15 protein-coding genes and 1 pseudogene are annotated in these 17,352 nt (G+C 72.4%); 2 read left to right on the top strand and 14 right to left on the bottom strand.

Annotated elements, in window-relative coordinates:
- A partial coding sequence (locus tag VFZ20_RS07320) for a PAS domain-containing protein (RefSeq protein ID WP_329683192.1) occupies positions 1–533 on the bottom strand: 533 nt, incomplete at its 3' end.
- Positions 534–687: 154 nt separating this feature from the next.
- Positions 688–1,497 carry a carbon-nitrogen hydrolase family protein gene (locus VFZ20_RS07315; protein ID WP_329683191.1) on the bottom strand — a complete coding sequence of 270 codons (810 nt, stop codon included), beginning with the start codon at positions 1,495–1,497 and terminating at the stop codon, positions 688–690.
- A gap of 506 nt (positions 1,498–2,003) precedes the next feature.
- Between VFZ20_RS07315 and VFZ20_RS07310 the strand changes: the two genes are divergently transcribed.
- On the top strand, positions 2,004–3,080 hold the full coding sequence (locus tag VFZ20_RS07310; RefSeq protein WP_349264073.1) for an LLM class flavin-dependent oxidoreductase: 1,077 nt from the start codon (positions 2,004–2,006) through the stop codon (positions 3,078–3,080).
- 25 nt (positions 3,081–3,105) lie between these two features.
- Entirely contained in the window at positions 3,106–3,312 is a 207-nt protein-coding gene (locus VFZ20_RS07305; protein WP_329683189.1) for a hypothetical protein, read from the top strand.
- 393 nt (positions 3,313–3,705) lie between these two features.
- Here the strand turns inward: VFZ20_RS07305 and VFZ20_RS07300 are convergent, their stop codons facing one another.
- The 12 genes and pseudogenes from VFZ20_RS07300 to VFZ20_RS07245 form a co-directional block, all read right to left on the bottom strand.
- Complete coding sequence (locus tag VFZ20_RS07300) at positions 3,706–5,682, bottom strand: hybrid sensor histidine kinase/response regulator (protein ID WP_329683188.1); 1,977 nt, start codon at positions 5,680–5,682, stop codon at positions 3,706–3,708.
- Positions 5,679–8,189 carry an aminotransferase class I/II-fold pyridoxal phosphate-dependent enzyme gene (locus tag VFZ20_RS07295; RefSeq protein WP_329683187.1) on the bottom strand — a complete coding sequence of 837 codons (2,511 nt, stop codon included), beginning with the start codon at positions 8,187–8,189 and terminating at the stop codon, positions 5,679–5,681. Before VFZ20_RS07295 ends, VFZ20_RS07300 begins: the two co-directional genes overlap by 4 nt.
- Before the next feature lie 147 nt (positions 8,190–8,336).
- Positions 8,337–8,693 carry an Hpt domain-containing protein gene (locus VFZ20_RS07290; RefSeq protein WP_329683186.1) on the bottom strand — a complete coding sequence of 119 codons (357 nt, stop codon included), beginning with the start codon at positions 8,691–8,693 and terminating at the stop codon, positions 8,337–8,339.
- On the bottom strand, positions 8,690–9,967 hold the full coding sequence (locus VFZ20_RS07285; protein ID WP_329683185.1) for a response regulator: 1,278 nt from the start codon (positions 9,965–9,967) through the stop codon (positions 8,690–8,692). The genes VFZ20_RS07290 and VFZ20_RS07285 overlap by 4 nt, the downstream gene beginning before the upstream one ends.
- A gap of 301 nt (positions 9,968–10,268) precedes the next feature.
- Positions 10,269–10,478, bottom strand: a pseudogene (locus VFZ20_RS07280) (response regulator transcription factor); the annotation flags it as partial.
- A gap of 87 nt (positions 10,479–10,565) precedes the next feature.
- Entirely contained in the window at positions 10,566–11,219 is a 654-nt protein-coding gene (locus VFZ20_RS07275) for a hypothetical protein (protein WP_329683183.1), read from the bottom strand.
- Between the two features lie 3 nt (positions 11,220–11,222).
- The gene (locus VFZ20_RS07270; protein WP_329683182.1) at positions 11,223–11,588 is read right to left on the bottom strand and encodes a response regulator; all 366 of its coding nucleotides are present in this window, start codon (positions 11,586–11,588) and stop codon (positions 11,223–11,225) included.
- Positions 11,589–11,628: 40 nt separating this feature from the next.
- On the bottom strand, positions 11,629–11,934 hold the full coding sequence (locus VFZ20_RS07265; RefSeq protein WP_329683181.1) for a flagellar biosynthesis anti-sigma factor FlgM: 306 nt from the start codon (positions 11,932–11,934) through the stop codon (positions 11,629–11,631).
- 956 nt (positions 11,935–12,890) lie between these two features.
- Positions 12,891–13,253 (bottom strand): hypothetical protein, encoded by a 363-nt coding sequence (locus VFZ20_RS07260; protein ID WP_329683180.1) that lies wholly within the window; start codon positions 13,251–13,253, stop codon positions 12,891–12,893.
- The gene (fliS, locus tag VFZ20_RS07255) at positions 13,250–13,639 is read right to left on the bottom strand and encodes a flagellar export chaperone FliS (RefSeq protein ID WP_329683179.1); all 390 of its coding nucleotides are present in this window, start codon (positions 13,637–13,639) and stop codon (positions 13,250–13,252) included. The genes VFZ20_RS07260 and fliS overlap by 4 nt, the downstream gene beginning before the upstream one ends.
- Positions 13,636–16,329, bottom strand: a complete 2,694-nt coding sequence (gene fliD, locus VFZ20_RS07250; RefSeq protein WP_329683178.1) for a flagellar filament capping protein FliD — start codon at positions 16,327–16,329, stop codon at positions 13,636–13,638. Before fliD ends, fliS begins: the two co-directional genes overlap by 4 nt.
- A gap of 98 nt (positions 16,330–16,427) precedes the next feature.
- Positions 16,428–17,352 (bottom strand): flagellin (locus tag VFZ20_RS07245; protein ID WP_329683177.1); only part of this gene is annotated, 925 nt, incomplete at its 5' end.

Below are 17,352 nucleotides of genomic sequence, written 5' to 3'. Positions count from 1 at the left end.
GAGTCGAACAGGCGGTCGCGCTCGGCCTGCACGGCGCGGGCGTGCACCTGGCGGGTGGTCTCGAAGCAGTTGATGAGCGCGCCGCCCACGGCGCCCGACTCCACCCGCACGGGGCTGTACGAGAAGGTGAAGTAGGCGTTCTCCACGTCGCCGCCGCGCTGCACGCGCAGCAGCAGGTCCTCGAAGAACACCGTCTCGCCGCCCAGCACGCGCTCGAAGAGGGGGCCGATCTCGCCGCGGATCTCCGGCCAGTTCTCCAGCACCGAGCGGCCCAGCCCCGCCGGGTGCTTGTCGCGCATGATGGCGCGGTACTCGTCGTTGTAGATCTGCACCAGCCGCGGTCCCCAGCACAGGCTCTGGGCAATGCCCTGGGCGATCACCATCCCCGCGGCCGTCCGGAGGCTCTGCGGCCACTGCTCCAGGGGACCCAGCGGCGTGGCGGCCCAGTCCATCGCGCGGCACAGGCGCGCCATCTCGCCCGGTCCGGGAAAGATCGTGTCGGCTTCGCGGAGGGGGAGCGCGGACGGTTGCATGCCTGGGTCACGGGCGTCTGGGGGGTCGCCCCGGTCCGGGCGCGGCGCTGCACGATGCACGGCGAACGGGCGGCGATCCCTGGAGGGTGGCCGGCGGGTCGCGGGTTCGGCGTGGCGGACGCGAGCGCCGTGCCGCGTGCGGCCCCGGCGCGGGTCAGCCGGCGTCCGCGGCCGCTTCGGCGTACCGCTCCGGCGCGTAGCGGCCGGCGAGCAGCCCCGTGGCGGCGTCCGGGTCGATCTCGTGCACCAGCACGCCCTCCCGGCCGTACGGCAGGTGCGCCACGCACGCGCCCGACGGGTCGATCAGGCTCGTGGCGGACTCCTGGTACCGCGTGGCGCACCCCACGCTGGCGAACCAGACGGTGTTCTCCAGGGCGCGGCACATCATCGCCTTCTCGTAGTACGGCGACGCGGGCGCGCCCCACTCCGTGAGCCGCACGCCCGCGCGGTCGCTTCCCGTGTGGTGCTGGTGAAAGACGATCCGCGCGCCCCGCACGGCCGCCCACCGCACGGTCTCGGGGTAGCGGAACCCCTCGTGGCAGATGGTGATGCCGAACGGCACCCCGTTCACCTCGAACATCCGCCGCGTGTCGCCGGGGACGTAGACGGGCGCCTCGGCGGGGTCCAGCTGGTTCTTGGTCTGAAAGCCCTGGACCCGGCCGTCCGCGCCGATGACGGCCGCGACGATCCGTGCCCCCGCGGCCGTCGTCCGCTCCATCCCCAGGATGACGGCGATGCGGTGCGTCCGCGCCATCCGCCCCACCTCCGCCAGCGCCTCTTCCTGCTGCGCGGCGCTGAACGGCGGCACCTCGAAGTCCAGCACCCGCAGCCCCGGCAGGTAGGCCTCGGGAAAGCAGACGATCTCCGCGCTGCGCGCCGCCGCATCCGCGGTCAGCCGCTCCACGGTGCGCAGCGCGTCGTCGAGGGAGGAGGCGATGCGGGGCGACGCCAAGCCGATGATCATGCGGGTCCGAAGCGGGTGCGAGGGGGAGGACGTGGAGCACGGGCGAATGTACTGGGCCCGGGCAGACGCGGCGAGGCTTGGCCAGGCAATCCAACGGATCACCTTCGTCGCCCGCGCGTTGACCTCGCGCTCCCGCAAATGCGTCATCCTGAGGAGCCGCCGCGCGGACCGTCGTCACGACGGAACCATGGCGGCGACGAAGGATCTTGCCCGCGAAGCTCGGGGGGCGACCCTCGTGCACGGAATCCGCCTCCGAGTTTCGCATACAAGATCCTTCGGTCGCGCCCAAAGTCTTGTGCCGGTTCACGTTCGGCGCGGGCGCTCCCTCAGGATGACGCTTCGTGGGGCGGGTGCCAAACCGACTTCCGAAAGACGCAGTGCGGTGCGTTGCGATCAGGACGGTGATCGCGCGGCATGCACGAAGACGACCGAAGAAGGACTTGACGGCCTGTTTACCTTATTTCTAAGATTTCGTTTGAGATCCTTCTTTGGACGGGGGCACGATGATGACGAACATGCACGTGGAGCTGGGACTCGACACCTTCGGCGACGTCACGCGGGGGCCGGACGGCCGGCCGCTGCCGCACGCGCAGGTCATCCGCAACGTCATCGCCGAGGCCGTGCTGGCCGACGCGCTGGGCATCGACTTCATCGGCCTGGGCGAGCACCACCGGGAGGACTACGCCATCTCGTCGCCCGAGGTGCTGCTGGCCGCCATCGCCGGGCAGACGGAGCGCATCCACCTGGGATCGGCCGTCACCGTGCTCAGCTCGGACGACCCCGTGCGCGTCTTTCAGCGCTTTTCCACGCTGGACGCGGCATCGGGCGGGCGCGCGGAGGTGATCCTGGGGCGCGGCTCGTTCACGGAGTCGTTTCCGCTCTTTGGCTACGCGCTGGACCAGTACAGCCAGCTGTTCGAGGAAAAGCTGGAGCTGTTCGCGGCCCTCCTCCAGGCGGACCGCGCGGGCGAGCCGGTGACGTGGCGCGGCCGCACGCGCGCGCCGCTCGCCGGGCAGCACGTGTACCCGCGGACGGAGCACGGCACGCTCAAGACGTGGATCGGGGTGGGCGGAAGCCCGGAGTCGGTGGTGCGCGCGGCGCGCTACGGCCTGCCGCTCATGCTGGCCATCATCGGCGGCGACCCGCGGCGGTTCGCGCCGTACGTGCACCTGTACCACCGCGCGCTGGAGGAGCGCGGCGCCGACCGGCTGCCCATCGGCGTGCACTCGCCCGGGCACGTGGGCGAGACGGATGCAAAGGCCCGCGAGGAGTTCTGGCCGTCGTACCGCGAGATGCGCAACCGCATCGGTGCCGAGCGCGGATGGCCGCCCACCAGCATGGCCGAGTTCGAGCGCGAGATCGACGCGGGCTCGCTGTACGTGGGGTCGCCGGAGACGGTGGCGCGCAAGATCGCGGCGACGGTGGGAGCGCTGGGCGTGGACCGCTTCGACATGAAGTACGGCGCCGGCCCGCTGGCGCACGAGCCCCTGATGCGCCACATCGAGCTCTACGGCCGCGAGGTGGTCCCCCGCGTCCGCGCCCTGCTCGCCGAATCCGCCCCGGCCGAGGTGACCGTCGCCTGATCCCGGCCCCGCGGCGCGCGTCGGGTTGAAGAACGATTCTCACACGGGGCCTTCGGCCAACGGGATCAACGGTAACTGCAACAGACCGCTGGCTCCGCGTGGCGCGGAGCAGGCGCTGGGGGCCGGCGTGCTGCTGCGCATCGACCGCGGCGAGCGGCACGAGCTGCGCAACACCGGCTCCGGGCCCCTGCGCACGCTGAGCCTCTACGTCCCCCCGCTCACCGCCGGCTGATCGCCATTGGATAAACGCGAAGACGCCTCCGACCAAAGCGGCCGGAGGCGTCTGTCCTGGAGCCAGAAGAGCGTTGATCCTTGCGGTATCCGCCCCCCCAGTGAAGCGTCATCCTGAGGGAGCGCCGCGCGGAACGTGAAGGTACGCAGGATCTTGGCGCGACCGAAGGATCTTGTGTGCGAGACTCGGAGGCGGATTCCATGCACAAGAGTCGCCCCCGAGCTTTGCGGGCAAGATCCTTCGTCGCCGCCAGGGATCACGCACGGACATGGGGTTGCGCGGCGGCTCCTCAGGATGACGCTCCGTGGTTTCCATTCAAAGCAGGTTGGGCAACACCCTCTGGCCGACGCTTCCAGCCCAATCCGCGTTTACAAACCACGATGCGGCGCGGAATCACACGGGCGCGGGCAGCTCCACCTCGCCCTCGATGCCAAGCGACACGTACACGGCCGCCACCAGCTGCTCGGGCTCGATGGGCTTCTGCAGAAAGAGGGCGCCCGCCTCCACGGCGCCGCTGCGGAGCGCCTCGTCCTCGGCGTAGCCGGACATGTAGATCACCCGCAGCCCGGGATGCAGGGCGCGGATGCGCGCCGCCACCTCGCGCCCGCTGTCGCCCGGCATCACCACGTCCGTCACCAGCGCGTCCACCGACACGTCGCCCGCTTGGCACAGCGCCAGGGCCTCGGCGCCGCTGCCGGCCTGCAGCACCCGGAAGCCCGCGCGGTCCAGGAACCGGCACACCACGCGGCGGATCATCGTCTCGTCCTCCACCACCAGCACCGTGGCGTCGCCCGTCTCGCGCGGCGGGCCCAGCTCCCAGCGCGGCGCCACGGGCTCGGGCTGCACCGTCTCGTCCGCGCGGGGCAGGTAGACGCGAAACCGGCTGCCGCGCCCCGGCTCGCTCTCCACGTCGATGCTGCCGCCGCTCTGCTCCACGATGCCGTGCACCGTGGCCAGCCCCATCCCGTTTCCCCTGTCCGCCTTGGTGGTGAAGAAGGGCTCGAAGATGCGCGCCCGCGTGGCCTCGTCCATCCCGTGCCCCTGGTCCGTCACCGAGAGCAGAACGCGGGGGGCGGGCCCGCACTCGTCCACGGCCGTCCGCACGCGGATGACGCCCCCGGACGGGCTGGCGTCGCGGGCGTTGATGACCAGGTTCATCACCACCTGCTCCACCTGCGCGCGGTCCGCCACGGCCCGCACGGGGCCGGGCGCCAGCGCCCACTCCAGCGTCACGCCCGTCACCAGCAGGCGCAGCAGCAGGGGCTCCATCTCGCACAGCACCTCGTTCAGGTCCAGCGCCGTGGGGCGCAGCACCTGCCGTCGTCCGAACGCCAGCAGCTGCTGGCTGAGCCGCGCCGCCCGCGCCACCGCGTGCCCGATGCTCCGCAGCTCGTCCAGCGTCTCGTCGTCCCACGCGCGGCGCGCCATCATCAGCCGCACGGTGCCGGCGACGATCATCGCCACGTTGTTGTAGTCGTGCGCGATGCCGCCCGTGAGCCGCCCCAGCGCCTCCATCTTCTGTGCCTGCGCCAGCTCGTGCTCCAGCCGGCGGCGCTGGGTGATGTCCTTGACCAGCCCGAAGCCGCGGCCCGCCGTGCCGTCCGGCTCGCGCTCCACGAAGAGGGAGAAGCGCGCCCAGAAGTCCGTGCCGTCGGCCCGCAGGTAGCGCTTTTCGATGTCGTAGTGGTCGCGCGCGCCGGACAGGATCTCCAGGAACAGCTCCATGTCCAGCGCCATGTCGTCCGGGTGGCTCACCTGGGCGACGGACATCCGGCGCAGCGTGTCCATGTCCCGCCCCAGCATGCGCTGGAACGCGGGGTTGGCCAGGGCAAAGTGCCCGCTGCGGTCCACCACCACGGCCCCGAACGGCGCCCGCTCGAAGAAGGTGCGGTACCACCCCTCGTCCGCCCCGGGGTCGGGCGCGGCGGCCCGTGGCGCGCCCCAGCCCAGCCGCCGCCGCGCGCCGGCCCGCAGCAGCGCGGCGCGCACGCGAGCCGACAGGGCGGGGGAGACGGGGCCGCAGTGCACCTCGTCCACCCCCGCCGCCAGGGCCCCGTCGCGCACGGCGGGATCGCCGTCGCGCACCCACGCCACGATCCCCAGCTCGGAGAACTCGCGCCGCAGGGTCACCACGAGCGTCTCGGCGGCCTCGCCGGACCCGGCGCGCTCCCAGTCGAAGACGACGACGTCCGCCCGGCCGCTGGCCATGGCGAAGTACACGTTGTCGATCCCCACCACCTCCTCCACCCGCAGCCGGGGCGTGCCGGGCAGGTTCTCCAGCGCGGCGCGCACCATGGGCCCGCGCTCGCCCGCCACGGCCAGCACGTGCAGCGCGTCCGCCGCGCCGGGGCGCTGCGCCACGGCGATCACGCCGCGCCTCCCAGGGCCACCTCGCGGGCGATCTCGTGCAGCCGCTCGCCGTGGTCGTGGTCGCGCACCAGCACGTACGCGCACGTCGGATGCGCCGTGGCGCCGAAGCGGGCCTTTTCCGTCTCGGCGTCCATCCCCCAGTGCAGGGTGTGGGCGCCGGCCTCGCGGGCCCGGCGGGTCATGGCCAGCAGCAGCTGCCGGTACGCGCCGTACTCGCGGTCGTGCACGTACGCGTAGTCCACGCCGCACAGGAAGACGGCGTAGTGGCCGCCGGACTGGTGCGCGGCGTACCAGGCCACGGCCCGCCCGTCCGCGGGGCCGCCGGCCGCGGGGTCCAGGTGCAGCGTCACCACCTCCCACGCGGGGCTGGCCAGGAACGCCCGCACCAGGTCCGCCGGCAGGGTAAAGACGTTGATGCGCAGGTTGCGCGCGGCCACGTTCAGGTAGAGCCCGTGCAGGTGCGCGCAGGTCTCCGCCTTCAGCCCGGGGCCGCCGCCGCGGTGCACCGCCATCGTGTACTCCGGCGACAGGTCCACCAGCTCGCGGAGAAAGCGGCGGGTGCGCTTGCTGGCGGCGGCCAGGAGCCGCGCCTCGTCCACGCCGGCGCCGGCCAGGCGCATGGAGTCCATCTGCGGCACCTTGAGAAAGTCCGCCGCGCCCATCCACGCGTCCACCTCCGCGTCGTCCCCCGGCAGGTCGCGCAGGACGACGGACGACACGCCCCACGCCCGCGCCTGGGCCAGCAGCCCGTCCACCAGCACCCGCAGGGCGCCGCGCCAGTCGCGCTCGCGGTCCAGGTACAGGTGGTCGCCCTCGGAAAGGAACGAGCCCATCATCAGCACCTCGGAGCTGAGCAGGTAGGGATCCTCCTCGCGCCGCAGCCGCTCCACCTCGCGCGACACGCGCTCCTGCGACAGCATGTCGTCCTTCATCAGCGCCCGCGTGCACCACGTGGCCGCCACGACGCGCCCGCGGGGGTCGCGGACCAGGAAGTAGCGGAACGTCCACCGGTGCTCCCGCTCGGCGCGGCCCGCGTGGAACAGCGTCTCCGCCGTGCGCAGGGCGTCGCGGCTGGCGGCGCCGCGGCCGGCCATGAGCGTGGCCCACTCCGCGCCGTCCAGCGCGTCCGCCGTCTCGTGCACCTCCAGGCGAAAGGGGCTCGGCGCCGGACGCGCGGCCTCGGCGGAGATCGCCGCGTCCACCGCGGCGCCGTGCGCGTCGCCCAGGCGCGCGCCCTCGCGGGACTCCAGGGGCAGGGCGTTGTGAAAGAGGGCGTGCAGCTCCTCGCCCGTGACGCCGTGCTCCGCCAGGGCCGCGGGGACGTGGCGGGCGAGGGACTCCACCACGGCGCGGATCTCCGCCGGCGTGTGCAGGGCCGTGATGGTCAGCCGGATGCCGGCGCGGCGCGTGGGGACGGACGGGTAGGTGGAGATGGTGACGTAGTGCCCCTCGTCCATCAGCCGCTCCGACACCCGCATGGCCGCCTCGACCCGGCCGATGGGGAGAAAGAAGATAGGCCCCTCGTTGCGCGACAGGAGCGGCAGCCCGTGCTCCGCCAGCAGCGCGTTGGTGAGCGCCGCCCGGTCGCGGTAGCGGGCCTGGTGCGCGTCGATCTCGTCCGACAGGTGGATGCGGGCGGAGGCGAGGGCGGCGCCCATCATGGGCGGCTGCAGGGGGCCGGAAAAGACGTACGGGCCGGCGCGCATGCGCACGTGCTCGCGCTCTTCCGCCGTGGAAAAGACGAAGACGCCGCCGCCCGCCGCGAACGCCTTGACGAGCGACGTGCCCAGGACGATGCGCTCGTCCTGCGGCATGCGGGAGAGAAAGAGGCCGCGGCCGTGGCGCCCCGCCCAGCTCATCCCGTGGGCATCGTCCACGTACAGGCGCACGTTGGGCGCGGCGTCCAGCACCCGCCGCAGCAGGCCGAAGGGCGCCAGGTCGCCGTACATGGAGTACACGCCGTCGCAGGCGAACCACACCGTGCGGTGACGCCGCGCCAGGCGGACGACCGTATCCACCGCGTGCTCGTCCAGCTCGCGGTGGCGCACGGTCTCTACCGTGGCGCCCTCGGCGCGGGCCAGGGTGGCGGCCATCTGCAGGCTGCGGTGCGCCTGGTTGTCCACGACGATGGCGTCGCGCTCCGTGGCCAGCACGGGGAGCACCATCTGGTGGCCCAGCGACGTGGAGGGCGCCACCAGCGCGTGCCCGCCAAAGACGGCGGACAGGTGGTCCTCCAGGTCGCGGTACAGCGGGGCGGAGACGTAGCCGCGGGACGACGAGAACTGCGTGCCGTAGCGGCGGACGGCGTCCATCACCCCGTCGGCCAGGCGGGGATCGAACTCCAGCCCCAGGTACGAGCAGGAGGAAAAGGAGACGAGGTCGCGCCCGTCCAGCCGCACGGTGCGGCCGCGGAGCGCCTCGTCCTCGGCGACGCGAAAGAGCACGCCCCGCCGCCGTCCCTCTTCGTGGATCCGGGCGACGGTGGCGAGGTAGTCCGAGGTGTTCACGGGAATGTCCTGGAGGTCAGGGAACGCCGCCCCGCGGGCCGGGAGGGCACGCGGGGCGGCGGATGGGAGATCAGGCACGGGCGCGGGGCCCGTGGGTACGTGCCGCGCCGCGCGCGGGGAACGGGCGGCGTGGCGGTCGGGCGCACGTCAGTGGCCGGCGGGCGCGGAGAGCAGCCCGCTGCGCACGAGGCCCACGGCTTCGTCCTCGGCGTGGGCAAAGGCTTCTTCCAGCGGGGGCAGCTCCACGGCCGCCAGCCCCCACACGCGGATGCGCGCCTCCATGGTGCGGCACAGGGAGCCCAGCTCCTCGAAGCCCACCGTGAGGGCCATGCTGCCCAGCGTGTGGGCGGCGCGCTCCACGGTCACGGCGTCGCCGCGGGTGGCGGCGCAGCGGGCCTCCAGCACCCGCACGCGGCCGGCGGCGCGGAACTCCGCCAGGAGCTCGGCGGCAAAGTCGGCGTCGAAGCGCTCCGTGAGCCAGGCGGCCAGGGCGGGGGCGGTCACGCGGCCACCTCCGCCAGGTACCCGGCCTCGACCACCGTGGCCGTCACGCGGATGCGCTCGCCGTCGCTCGTGCGGAACTCCAGGGCGTCGGGGTCCGGCGGCGGGGGCAGCAGGGCGCCGTCCAGCACGGGCGGCCCCTGCACGTAGCGAAAGCCGCGCGTCACCAGCGACGCGCAGGCGCGGCCGGCGATGGCCGTGGCGAGCTCCGTGACGGCCTCGCGGGCGTCGCAGTCCGCCGCGCCCACCAGGATGCGCCGGCCGAAACTGACGGCGTCGGCGTCCGACATCTCCAGCCGCACGGCCACCACCGTGGGGCCGGTGGCGGCCCGCAGCTCCACGCGGACGAGGGTCACGGGCGCGTCCAGCGGCTCGCCGGAGTCGATGGGGGTGATGAGCTGCGCCGTGAGCACGCCCACGGCCTGGTGCACGGCCGTGGTGAGCTCGCCGCGCACGGGGCCGCGCACGAGCGACGCGACCGTGTTGCCCGTGCCGTCGGTGGAAAGGAGCACGTTGCGGATCTCGCGGTTGAAGAGCTCGGGGATGAAGGTGCGGCGCAGCACCCCGTTCAGCAGCGCTTCCTGGCCGGGGGGAACGCGTCCGCTCTCGCTGAGCAGGAACACGCGGGGGCGCACCCGCGTCTCGGCGGCGTGCAGCAGGGGCACCAGGCGGTCCACGCCCAGCATCTGCACGTGCTCGCCCACGCACACCACGCCCGGCTCCACCGCGCGAAAGGTCTCGTAGCCGGCCACGCCCGTGTCGGCCTCCACCACGTCGAAGTGGGCGCTCAGCAGCTGCCGGGCGAACTCGCGAAAGTTCAGGTCCGACTCCACCAGCAGCAGCCGCACGCGGCGGCGGGTGCCGTCCGGCGTCAGCGTCCCCTCCAGGGGCTCGCGCGGGCGGCCCACGGCGGCCAGCACGGGGGCCAGGCGGCGCAGCGTCTCGGCGGGCTTGAGCGGCTTGACGAGGAACCCGGCCAGGCCCAGCTCCACGAGGGCCATCACCATCTCGCGCTCCGTGTGGGCGGACATGGAGATCACGGGCAGGCGCGCGTGCACGGGCGACGCGCGGATCTCCTGGAGCGTGGCCAGCCCGTCCAGCACGGGCATCTTCACGTCCAGCAGCAGCAGGTCGGGCGGGTCGCGCTCGATGGCGGCCAGGGCCTCCAGGCCGTTGGCGGCGTCGGAAAGGGTGCAGGGGACGGGGCGCAGGATCCCGCGGATCAGCTTGCGCGAGAAGTCGTCGTCGTCTGCGATCAGGATCTTGGGAATCGTCATCGTGCACCCTGGGGGGGGCAGCGGCGGACGCGCGCTGTTCGCCCCAAAGGATCGGCAGATGGACGGTCGCGGTTTAGCGGATTCTTTGCGTCATTCCCGTCTTCGCGGGCGGGCCGGGAAGACGGGAGGGGCTCACATGGAGTCCCGTGCAAAATCGCGGGATTTTTGAACGGGGAGAGGTTTACGGCAGAATGGCACACGGCGCCTGCGGCGAACGGAGTCAACGGTTTTCGATCCGTTACCGTTCACCCCGTTCGCCGCAGGCGCCGTGTGAGAATGCAGTTTGTTCCTCGCCCCGTGATCAGAGCCAGCCCTTTTCCCGCGCCAGGCGCGCGGCCTCGATGCGGTTGGCGGCGCCCAGCTTGGAGATGGCCGCGGACAGGTAGTTGCGCACCGTGCCCTCCGACAGGAACAGCCGCGACGCGATCGCCGTGCTGGACAATCCCTCCGCCGCCAGCCGAAGCAGGGGCGCTCGCGCGAGGACTGCCATGCGCGCGGGGACCGGCTGGATGTCCGTCCACGGAGAACGCGAAGGCCCCGCCGTCCGGAGAGGGACGGCGGGGCCTCATGCGTCGGAGAAGAACCCGCGAAGGGTGGATCAGGCGAAGATGGCGTCGGCCACGGCCTGGCGCGAATCGGCGCCGTTCACGGTGGCATACGGGTCATAGGCCACGCCCAGCGCCTCCACGTGCGTCTCCACCGGCCCCTCGAGGCCCAGCTGGCTGGGATCGAACATCCGCGCCAGCTGCACCAGCCGGGCTTCCATCTCCACCAGCGTGCTGCTGGCGTGGCTGAGCTGCTGGGTGGTGATGTCCTGGAACTGCAGGTGTCCCATCACCCCGAACAGCTCGTCGCGCAGGCTGTTGCGGATCTCCGCGTGGCGCTCGGGGTCGGCCGGGGTCTCCAGCTCGTCCACCATGGCGATGGCGCGGTCGATCCCGTCCATGATGTCCGTGGCCGCCACCTCCGTGGCCGACGAGACCTCGCGCAGCTTCTCGTTCGTGAGCTGCAGCTTCTCCACCGTGCTCTGCTCGAGCGTCCCGCGGCTCTGGCGCAGGGCGGTGAGGGCGTTGTTGATCTCGCCGTAGGCCCGCAGCAGCACCTGGGGCAGGGCGGCCAGCCCCTCGGCCACCGCGATGGCGGGCGCGGCCGGGGGGGCGGGCTCGCCGATCTCGGCCAGCACGGTGTCCACAAGGCGCAGGCTGGCCTCGGAGTCCAGCAGCAGCTCGTTGGCTTGCAGGGTCGTGGGCATGGCTTACGCGGCTCCCACGGCGGAGAGGACGGTCTCGATCTTCTCCTTGAGCACCTGCGGCGTGAACGGTTTGACGATGTAGTTGTTCACCCCCGCCTCCACGGCCGCGATGATGTCCTCGCGCACGCTGCGCGTGGTCACCATCAGGATGGGCACGTCGCTCTTTTCGCGCAGGGCCCGCGACAGGTCCAGCCCGCTCAGGTTGGGCATGTTCCAGTCGGTGATGACGAACTGCACGGTGGCGTCGAAGCGCTCCAGCGCCTCCTTGCCGTCCGCGGCCTCCAGCACGTCGGTGAACCCGATGCGCTGCAGGGAGTTGATGACGATGCGCCGCATGGTGGCGCTGTCGTCGACTACGAGGAACTTCATGGGCGCGGCTCCGGGTGTGGGGTCGGGGGTGGCGTCGGGGTCAGAGGTCGCCGCTGTCCAGCACGCGCCGCGCGACTTCTTCGGCCATGTCCGGGGTGTCGTAGACCCCGTCGCGAATGCGCTGGCGCAGCTCGGCGATGCGCTCCGGCGTGAGCTCCCGCCCTTCGCCGGGCTGGTCCAGGCGCGCGGCCAGGGCCCGCGCCTCGGACGACAGCTCCACGCGGTCGGTGCCCCCGGCCGGCGCCACGGGCGCGACGGGGCTGCCCGGCGTGGCGGCGTGGGCGGCGTGCACGGGGCGGGCGGCCTCGGTGCGGTGGATGTCGGTGGTGTTCTTCTCGATTCGCATTCAGGTCTCCTCCTGCACCAAGGTATCGGCAGCACCGTGAACGGACTTTACTCCCGGGCCGGGCTTCTCCCCACACGCCTGTCCGCCCCGCACGGACGGTGCCCCGCGGCGGCCGTCCTGGTGCTCGCGCCTGGCCCGTGCGCGGTGCGGAGCGGATGGGAGCGCGGTGGAGATCCGGCGGCTCGGGGATGAGTATCGGCCGCGTCCGCCGCGAATTTAGTTTTTGATGCGGGAAACGCGTGTTGTCGAGAAGAACGGCGACTGCGGAACAGATTTCTCACGCAGAGCCGCAGAGGCGCAGAGGAACGGATTCGGGTTCCCTGCGCCTCCGCAGCTCTGTGCTGGAATCGTGTTCAGGCGTACAGATCCGCGCCCCTTGGTTGTCCGGGCAACGCATCCAGCTTCGTGCGGGGGCGGGGCTTTACGGATCGCGATCGGGTGGTGGATGGCCGGGGTTTGTCCGGCGCGGGAGGCATCGTGCCCGGGCCAGGATGGAGGCGGATGCCACGGCGGATGACGGCGATCCGCTCGGCGTTCTCGCCGAGCCAAGGCGAGGCGCATCGCGGATTTCGCGGAGGGCACCATCCCGTCTACGTCATCCGATCGGCAGATGCGATTCGGTGCATCCACCGATCCACCGATCCACCGATCCACCGATCCACCGAAGCGGCCAGGCGGGCGACGGGTGTCTGCCTCCGCGCGCAGAGCTGGAGAAGCTGGACCACACGATCGCGTCCGTAAAAGCCTGCACGCGCGGGAAACCGAGCGAACGCGCGCGGGGGGATTGCAGACGGACGAGGCCTGGGGCTCGACGCGAGAACCGCGATGCGCCTCGCCTTGGCTCGGCGAGAACGCCGAACGTCGACGGGACGCATCGCGGTTTGCCGCCACGGTCGGGGAGGCTGCCGCGCCGCGGGCAATCCGCCGCGGCCGACGAGATCTCCCTCCGGCTACGGTCAGCCGACGGCGCGCAGGCGGGCGCCGCCGGGGGAGGGCGCGGCGTAGGCGTTCAGCGCGCCCGTGCGCACGTCCAGGCGGCGCAGCTCGCCGCGCGCCTCGTCGCGGCGCGCGGTCAGGCCCCGGAGCAGCACGCCGTCGCACAGGTGGATGACCATCGCCAGCTCGCGCGCCTCGGCGATGACGGCGCGGGGCGTGCCGGGCGCCTGCAGCGCCGCCAGCAGCGGATCCGCCACCGCCTGCAGCCGGTCGCGCTCGTCCAGGGCGGACGTGAGGGCGGCCTCGTCGCCGCGCTCCATGGCCTCGGCGGCGGCGATCCCCGCCTCGGCCAGCGCGTTGAGCACCTCGGCCACGTGCATCATGCGAACGCCTCGGCCGGGGTGGCCGCTGCCTGCGCGAACGCGTCGCGCAGCTCGCCGATCATCACCGTCACCCGGTCCATCCGCGCCACGTCGGGCTTGAGCGCCAGGTCCACCAGCTCCCCGAAGAAGAAGGTGTACAGCCCGCTGAGGTTGCGGGCCACCTCGCCGCCGGCCTCCACGTCCAGCGTGGAGAGCAGCTCGGCCACCACGTTGCGGGCCTTTTCCAGCAGCGTGCCCCGCAGCTCGGGGTTGGACGAGTCCATCACCAGCCGCGCGCGGCGCAGCGTCACCAGCAGGTGGTCGTACAGCATCACCACCAGCTGGCCGGGCGAGGCGGAAAGCACTTCCATCTCGCGGTACGTGTTGGCGTGGGTCGCGTAGCTCATCGGTCGGACCAGGAGGGTAGAGCGTTGATCTGGCTCGTCAGCCAGGAGGTCTGGGACTGCACGCGGCTGAGCGCGGATTCCATCAGGGCGAACGACTTGGTCATGGACTCGCGCCGCAGGTCCAGCGCGTGCTGCACGTCCTCGAGCCGCTTGTTGAGCTTGGTGATGCCGGACTGGATGCCGTCGGACTGGCTGGCGGCCATGCCGTCGCCCGCGCGGGTGATGCCGTCGGCCGCGCGCAGCATCATCCCCCCCACGCCCAGCGCGTAGGTGACGGTGCCCGCCGCGCCCATGCCGCCCTTCCACTCCACGGCCAGCCCCTCCGCCGGGTTGGCCGGGGTGCTGGCGGCGGCCCTGTCGCCCGTGAGGATGCGCCCGCGCCCCGTGGCCGCCTTGCCGCCGATGGTGCCCTGGATGTCCGTTCCCGCGTAGGCGGAGCTCTTGACGAAGCCCAGCTGCGCCTCGTCGAACGTCCCCGTCAGGGTGAACTTCGCGGCCGAGCCGTAGCCGCCGTGGGTGATGCGCAGCTGGCCGCCGTCGTCGCTGGCCACGAGGTCCATCTTCTCCGTGCCGAACGCGGCGTTGAGCTCCGCGGCGATCTGCGCGGCCGTCCTGCCGTCCAGCGACGCCAGCGTGGCCGTCTTGCCCGTGACGGAGTCCGTCACCTTGAGCTCGTCCGTGCCGCTGTACGCGCCGGCCAGGCCGCTGCCGGTGTGCGCGGCCTGCGTGGCCAGCGCCGTAACGTTCACGGCGTACGTCCCCGCCTGCACGCGGTCGCCCGCCAGGACGAACGTGGCCTGCGGATCGCTCGCGCGCCCCGCGCTGCTGAAGGCCGCCTTCACGTCCGCCGCGTTGCTGGTCAGGGCCGCGCGCAGCTTTACGTCGTCCACCTCCAGCGTGCCCGTCTTGGTCAGCGCCAGGCCGGCCACGGCGCCGCGCGTGTAGGGGTTCGTCGGCGCCAGCCCCGCGATGTCCGTCAGCAGGGCGTTCTTGAGCGACGACATGGCGCCGCGCAGGGCGCCGCTGGACTGCAGCGCGCCGCCGATGCCCGTGAGCTGCTGCGCCGCGTTGAGGGCCGCGTTGTACTCCGTCGCCAGGGCCTTGATGCTGGAGACGGTGAACTCCACGTCGCGCTCGATGGTCACCGTGGACGTGGTCCCCGGCAGCGCGTCGGAGAGCGTGAGCGTCACGCCGGGGATGGCGCTGGCCAGCGTGTTGGACGACTGCGTCACCAGCACGCCGTCGATGCGCGCGCGGGCGTCCGTGCCGCGGGTGACCTCGCGCGCGAACCCCGCCGTCGTGGCCGACGCGCCGAAGGAAAGCGATCCGCCGCCCTCGTTGTTGGCCGTCATGGCCAGGCTGAGCCGCGAGTCGCCCTTGGTGCCGTCCGTCAGCACGATGCGGCCGTCCACGACGGAGGCCGTGGCCGTGCGCGTGCCCGCGCCGTATCCGTCCGTGGCGTTGTTCAGCTTGGCGACGACGTCTCCCAGCGACTCCGCCGCGGGATCGGCGACGGTGTAGGTGAGGTCCACCGTGGACCCGTCGCCGCGCGTGCCACGAAAGGTGAACGTGTCGCCCGCCTGCACGCCGCCCGCGAGGTCCGCCAGCTTGGTCGCCGCCGTGGCGGGATCGCCGTTGCCGTCCAGGAGCTGCGCGCCGCTGACGGACTGCGCGGAGGCCGCGCGGCCGCCGACGGAGAGCCCCAGCAGCTCCAGGGCGCGGCGCGAGTCCGCCGCCGTGGAGCCGAAGTTGGGAGACGAATCCACCGCGACGTCGCCCGCGACGACCATCCGGTACGACTTCGTGCCGCCGGCGCCCGCTTCTTCGCGCAGCTCGGCAAAGCCGCCGGCCGCGTTGACCCGCGCGACGACCGTCTGCAGCGAGTCCGTGGCGAAGTCGACGTCGATGCGCTTGCCGCCCACGAGGACGGAGGTGCTGGCGGGGGGCGGGCTCACGCCCAGCAGCGTGGTGAGCGCGGCGGAGCTGCTGCTCATCCGGAAGCTCTGCGTGCGCCCGTCCGCCGTGCGGTTGGCGGCCGTGGTGCCGTCCGTGAGCCCCAGCGCCTTGAGGGGGCCCGCGCCCGCGCCGGCCTCGTCGGCCAGCTGGATGCCGCCGGCGCCCGTGGCCTCGCTGGTGAGCACCAGGCGCGCCGTGCCGTTGCCCGTGGAGAGCAGCGTGGCGCTCACGCGGCTGGGGTTGGTGCCGCTGTTGACGGCGTTGATCTTGTCGCGGACGGAGGTGAGCGAGTCCGTGGCCGTGACCTCCACGCGCCGCCCGTTGACGACAAGGGCGCCCGCGTACGACGCGCCCAGGGTCGCCGTGGCGCTGTCGTGCACGCGGCCGCTGAGCTTTTCGGCCTTGGCCGTCTCCAGCACCTCCACGCCGTACGTCCCGGCCGCGGCGGAGGCGCCGGCGCTGGCCGTGAAGCCCGCGCGCGTGCCGTTGCCGGCCGTCACGGTGGTGCGCAGCGCGCCGAACGCGCTGCCGTCCTGCACCCTGAGCGCGGTGCTCCGCAGGCGGGAGACCACGCTGGAAAAGGAATTCCAGGCGTCGGCGCGCTTTTGCTGCGCCGTGACCTGGGTCTGGATGGGGGTGAGCCTCCGCGCCTCCTCGGCGGCCATGATCTGGTCGATCATGTCGCGCCACTGGATTCCGCTGGCGAGGCCGCTGATGGTTCCTACGGAGGCCATTGCGAGGGCTCGAAGCTGGTGTGGCTGGTCGGTCCGTCACGAGAGAAGTCCCGGGGCGGGCGCGAGGCCCGCCCCGGGCGGTGCTGCCGGGTCGTGTCTTAGCCGCGGAGCAGCGAGAGCACGCCCTGGGCGCTCTGGTTGGCCTGGGCCAGCATGGAGGTGCCGGCCTGCGCCAGGATCTGGTTCTTGGAGAACTTGGTCATCTCCTCGGCCATGTCCAGGTCGCGGATGACGCTCTCCGACGCCGAGTAGTTCTGGATCGCCGTCTTGAGGTTCGCCTGGCTGTTCTCGATGCGGTTCTGGTACGCACCGATCTTGCCCAGCGAGCTGTTCACCTTCTCGATGGCGCCGTCGATGGCCGTAAGCGCGGTCTGCGCGTTGGCCGCCGTCGTCAGGTCGTTGGTGGCGATGTTCAGGCCCGTGGCGCCCGTCGTCAGGTCGATGGCGTCCAGGCTGAGCAGGTCGTCGCCGCTGTACGAGCCCGACGAGCCCACCATGAAGCTGCCGCCGCCCGCGCCCGCCGCCACCACCAGGGCGGTGCCGTCCAGCGTGCCCGCCGCCGCCGTCTCGTCGAAGTTGGCGTCCAGCTCCAGCGACACGCCGAACTTGTCGAAGCTCACCGACTGGCGGCCCGCCACCACGCTCACCGTCTGGGTGGTGCCCGCGCCGTCGTCGATGGTCAGCTCGCCGTCGGCGGCCTGCGTAAAGGTGAACGTCCCCGCCTTGGTGCCGCTGATCTCGGCCTTGAACAGGCCGGTGCCGGCGGCCAGCGCCGTGCTGGAGGTGTCGTCCGTGTCCACCGAGTTGCCGAAGCCGCCGTCCAGCAGCGTCTTGCCCTGGAACTTGGTGGTGCTGACCGTGCGCGTGATCTCGCTCTTGAGCTGCTGGAACTCGGCGTCGATGCGGCTGCGGCCGTCCGTGTCCACCGTGTCGCTGTTGGACTGCGTGGCCAGCTCCTTCATGCGCTCCAGCATCTTCTGGATGCCGCTCGTGGCGCCTTCCGAGATCTGCAGCAGGCTGTTG

It is taken from the genome of Longimicrobium sp., from assembly GCF_036280135.1.
Taxonomy (GTDB): Bacteria; Gemmatimonadota; Gemmatimonadetes; order Longimicrobiales; family Longimicrobiaceae; genus Longimicrobium.
The sequence above is the reverse complement of the archived record's forward strand: the minus strand, read 5'-3'. Positions and strand labels throughout refer to the sequence as shown.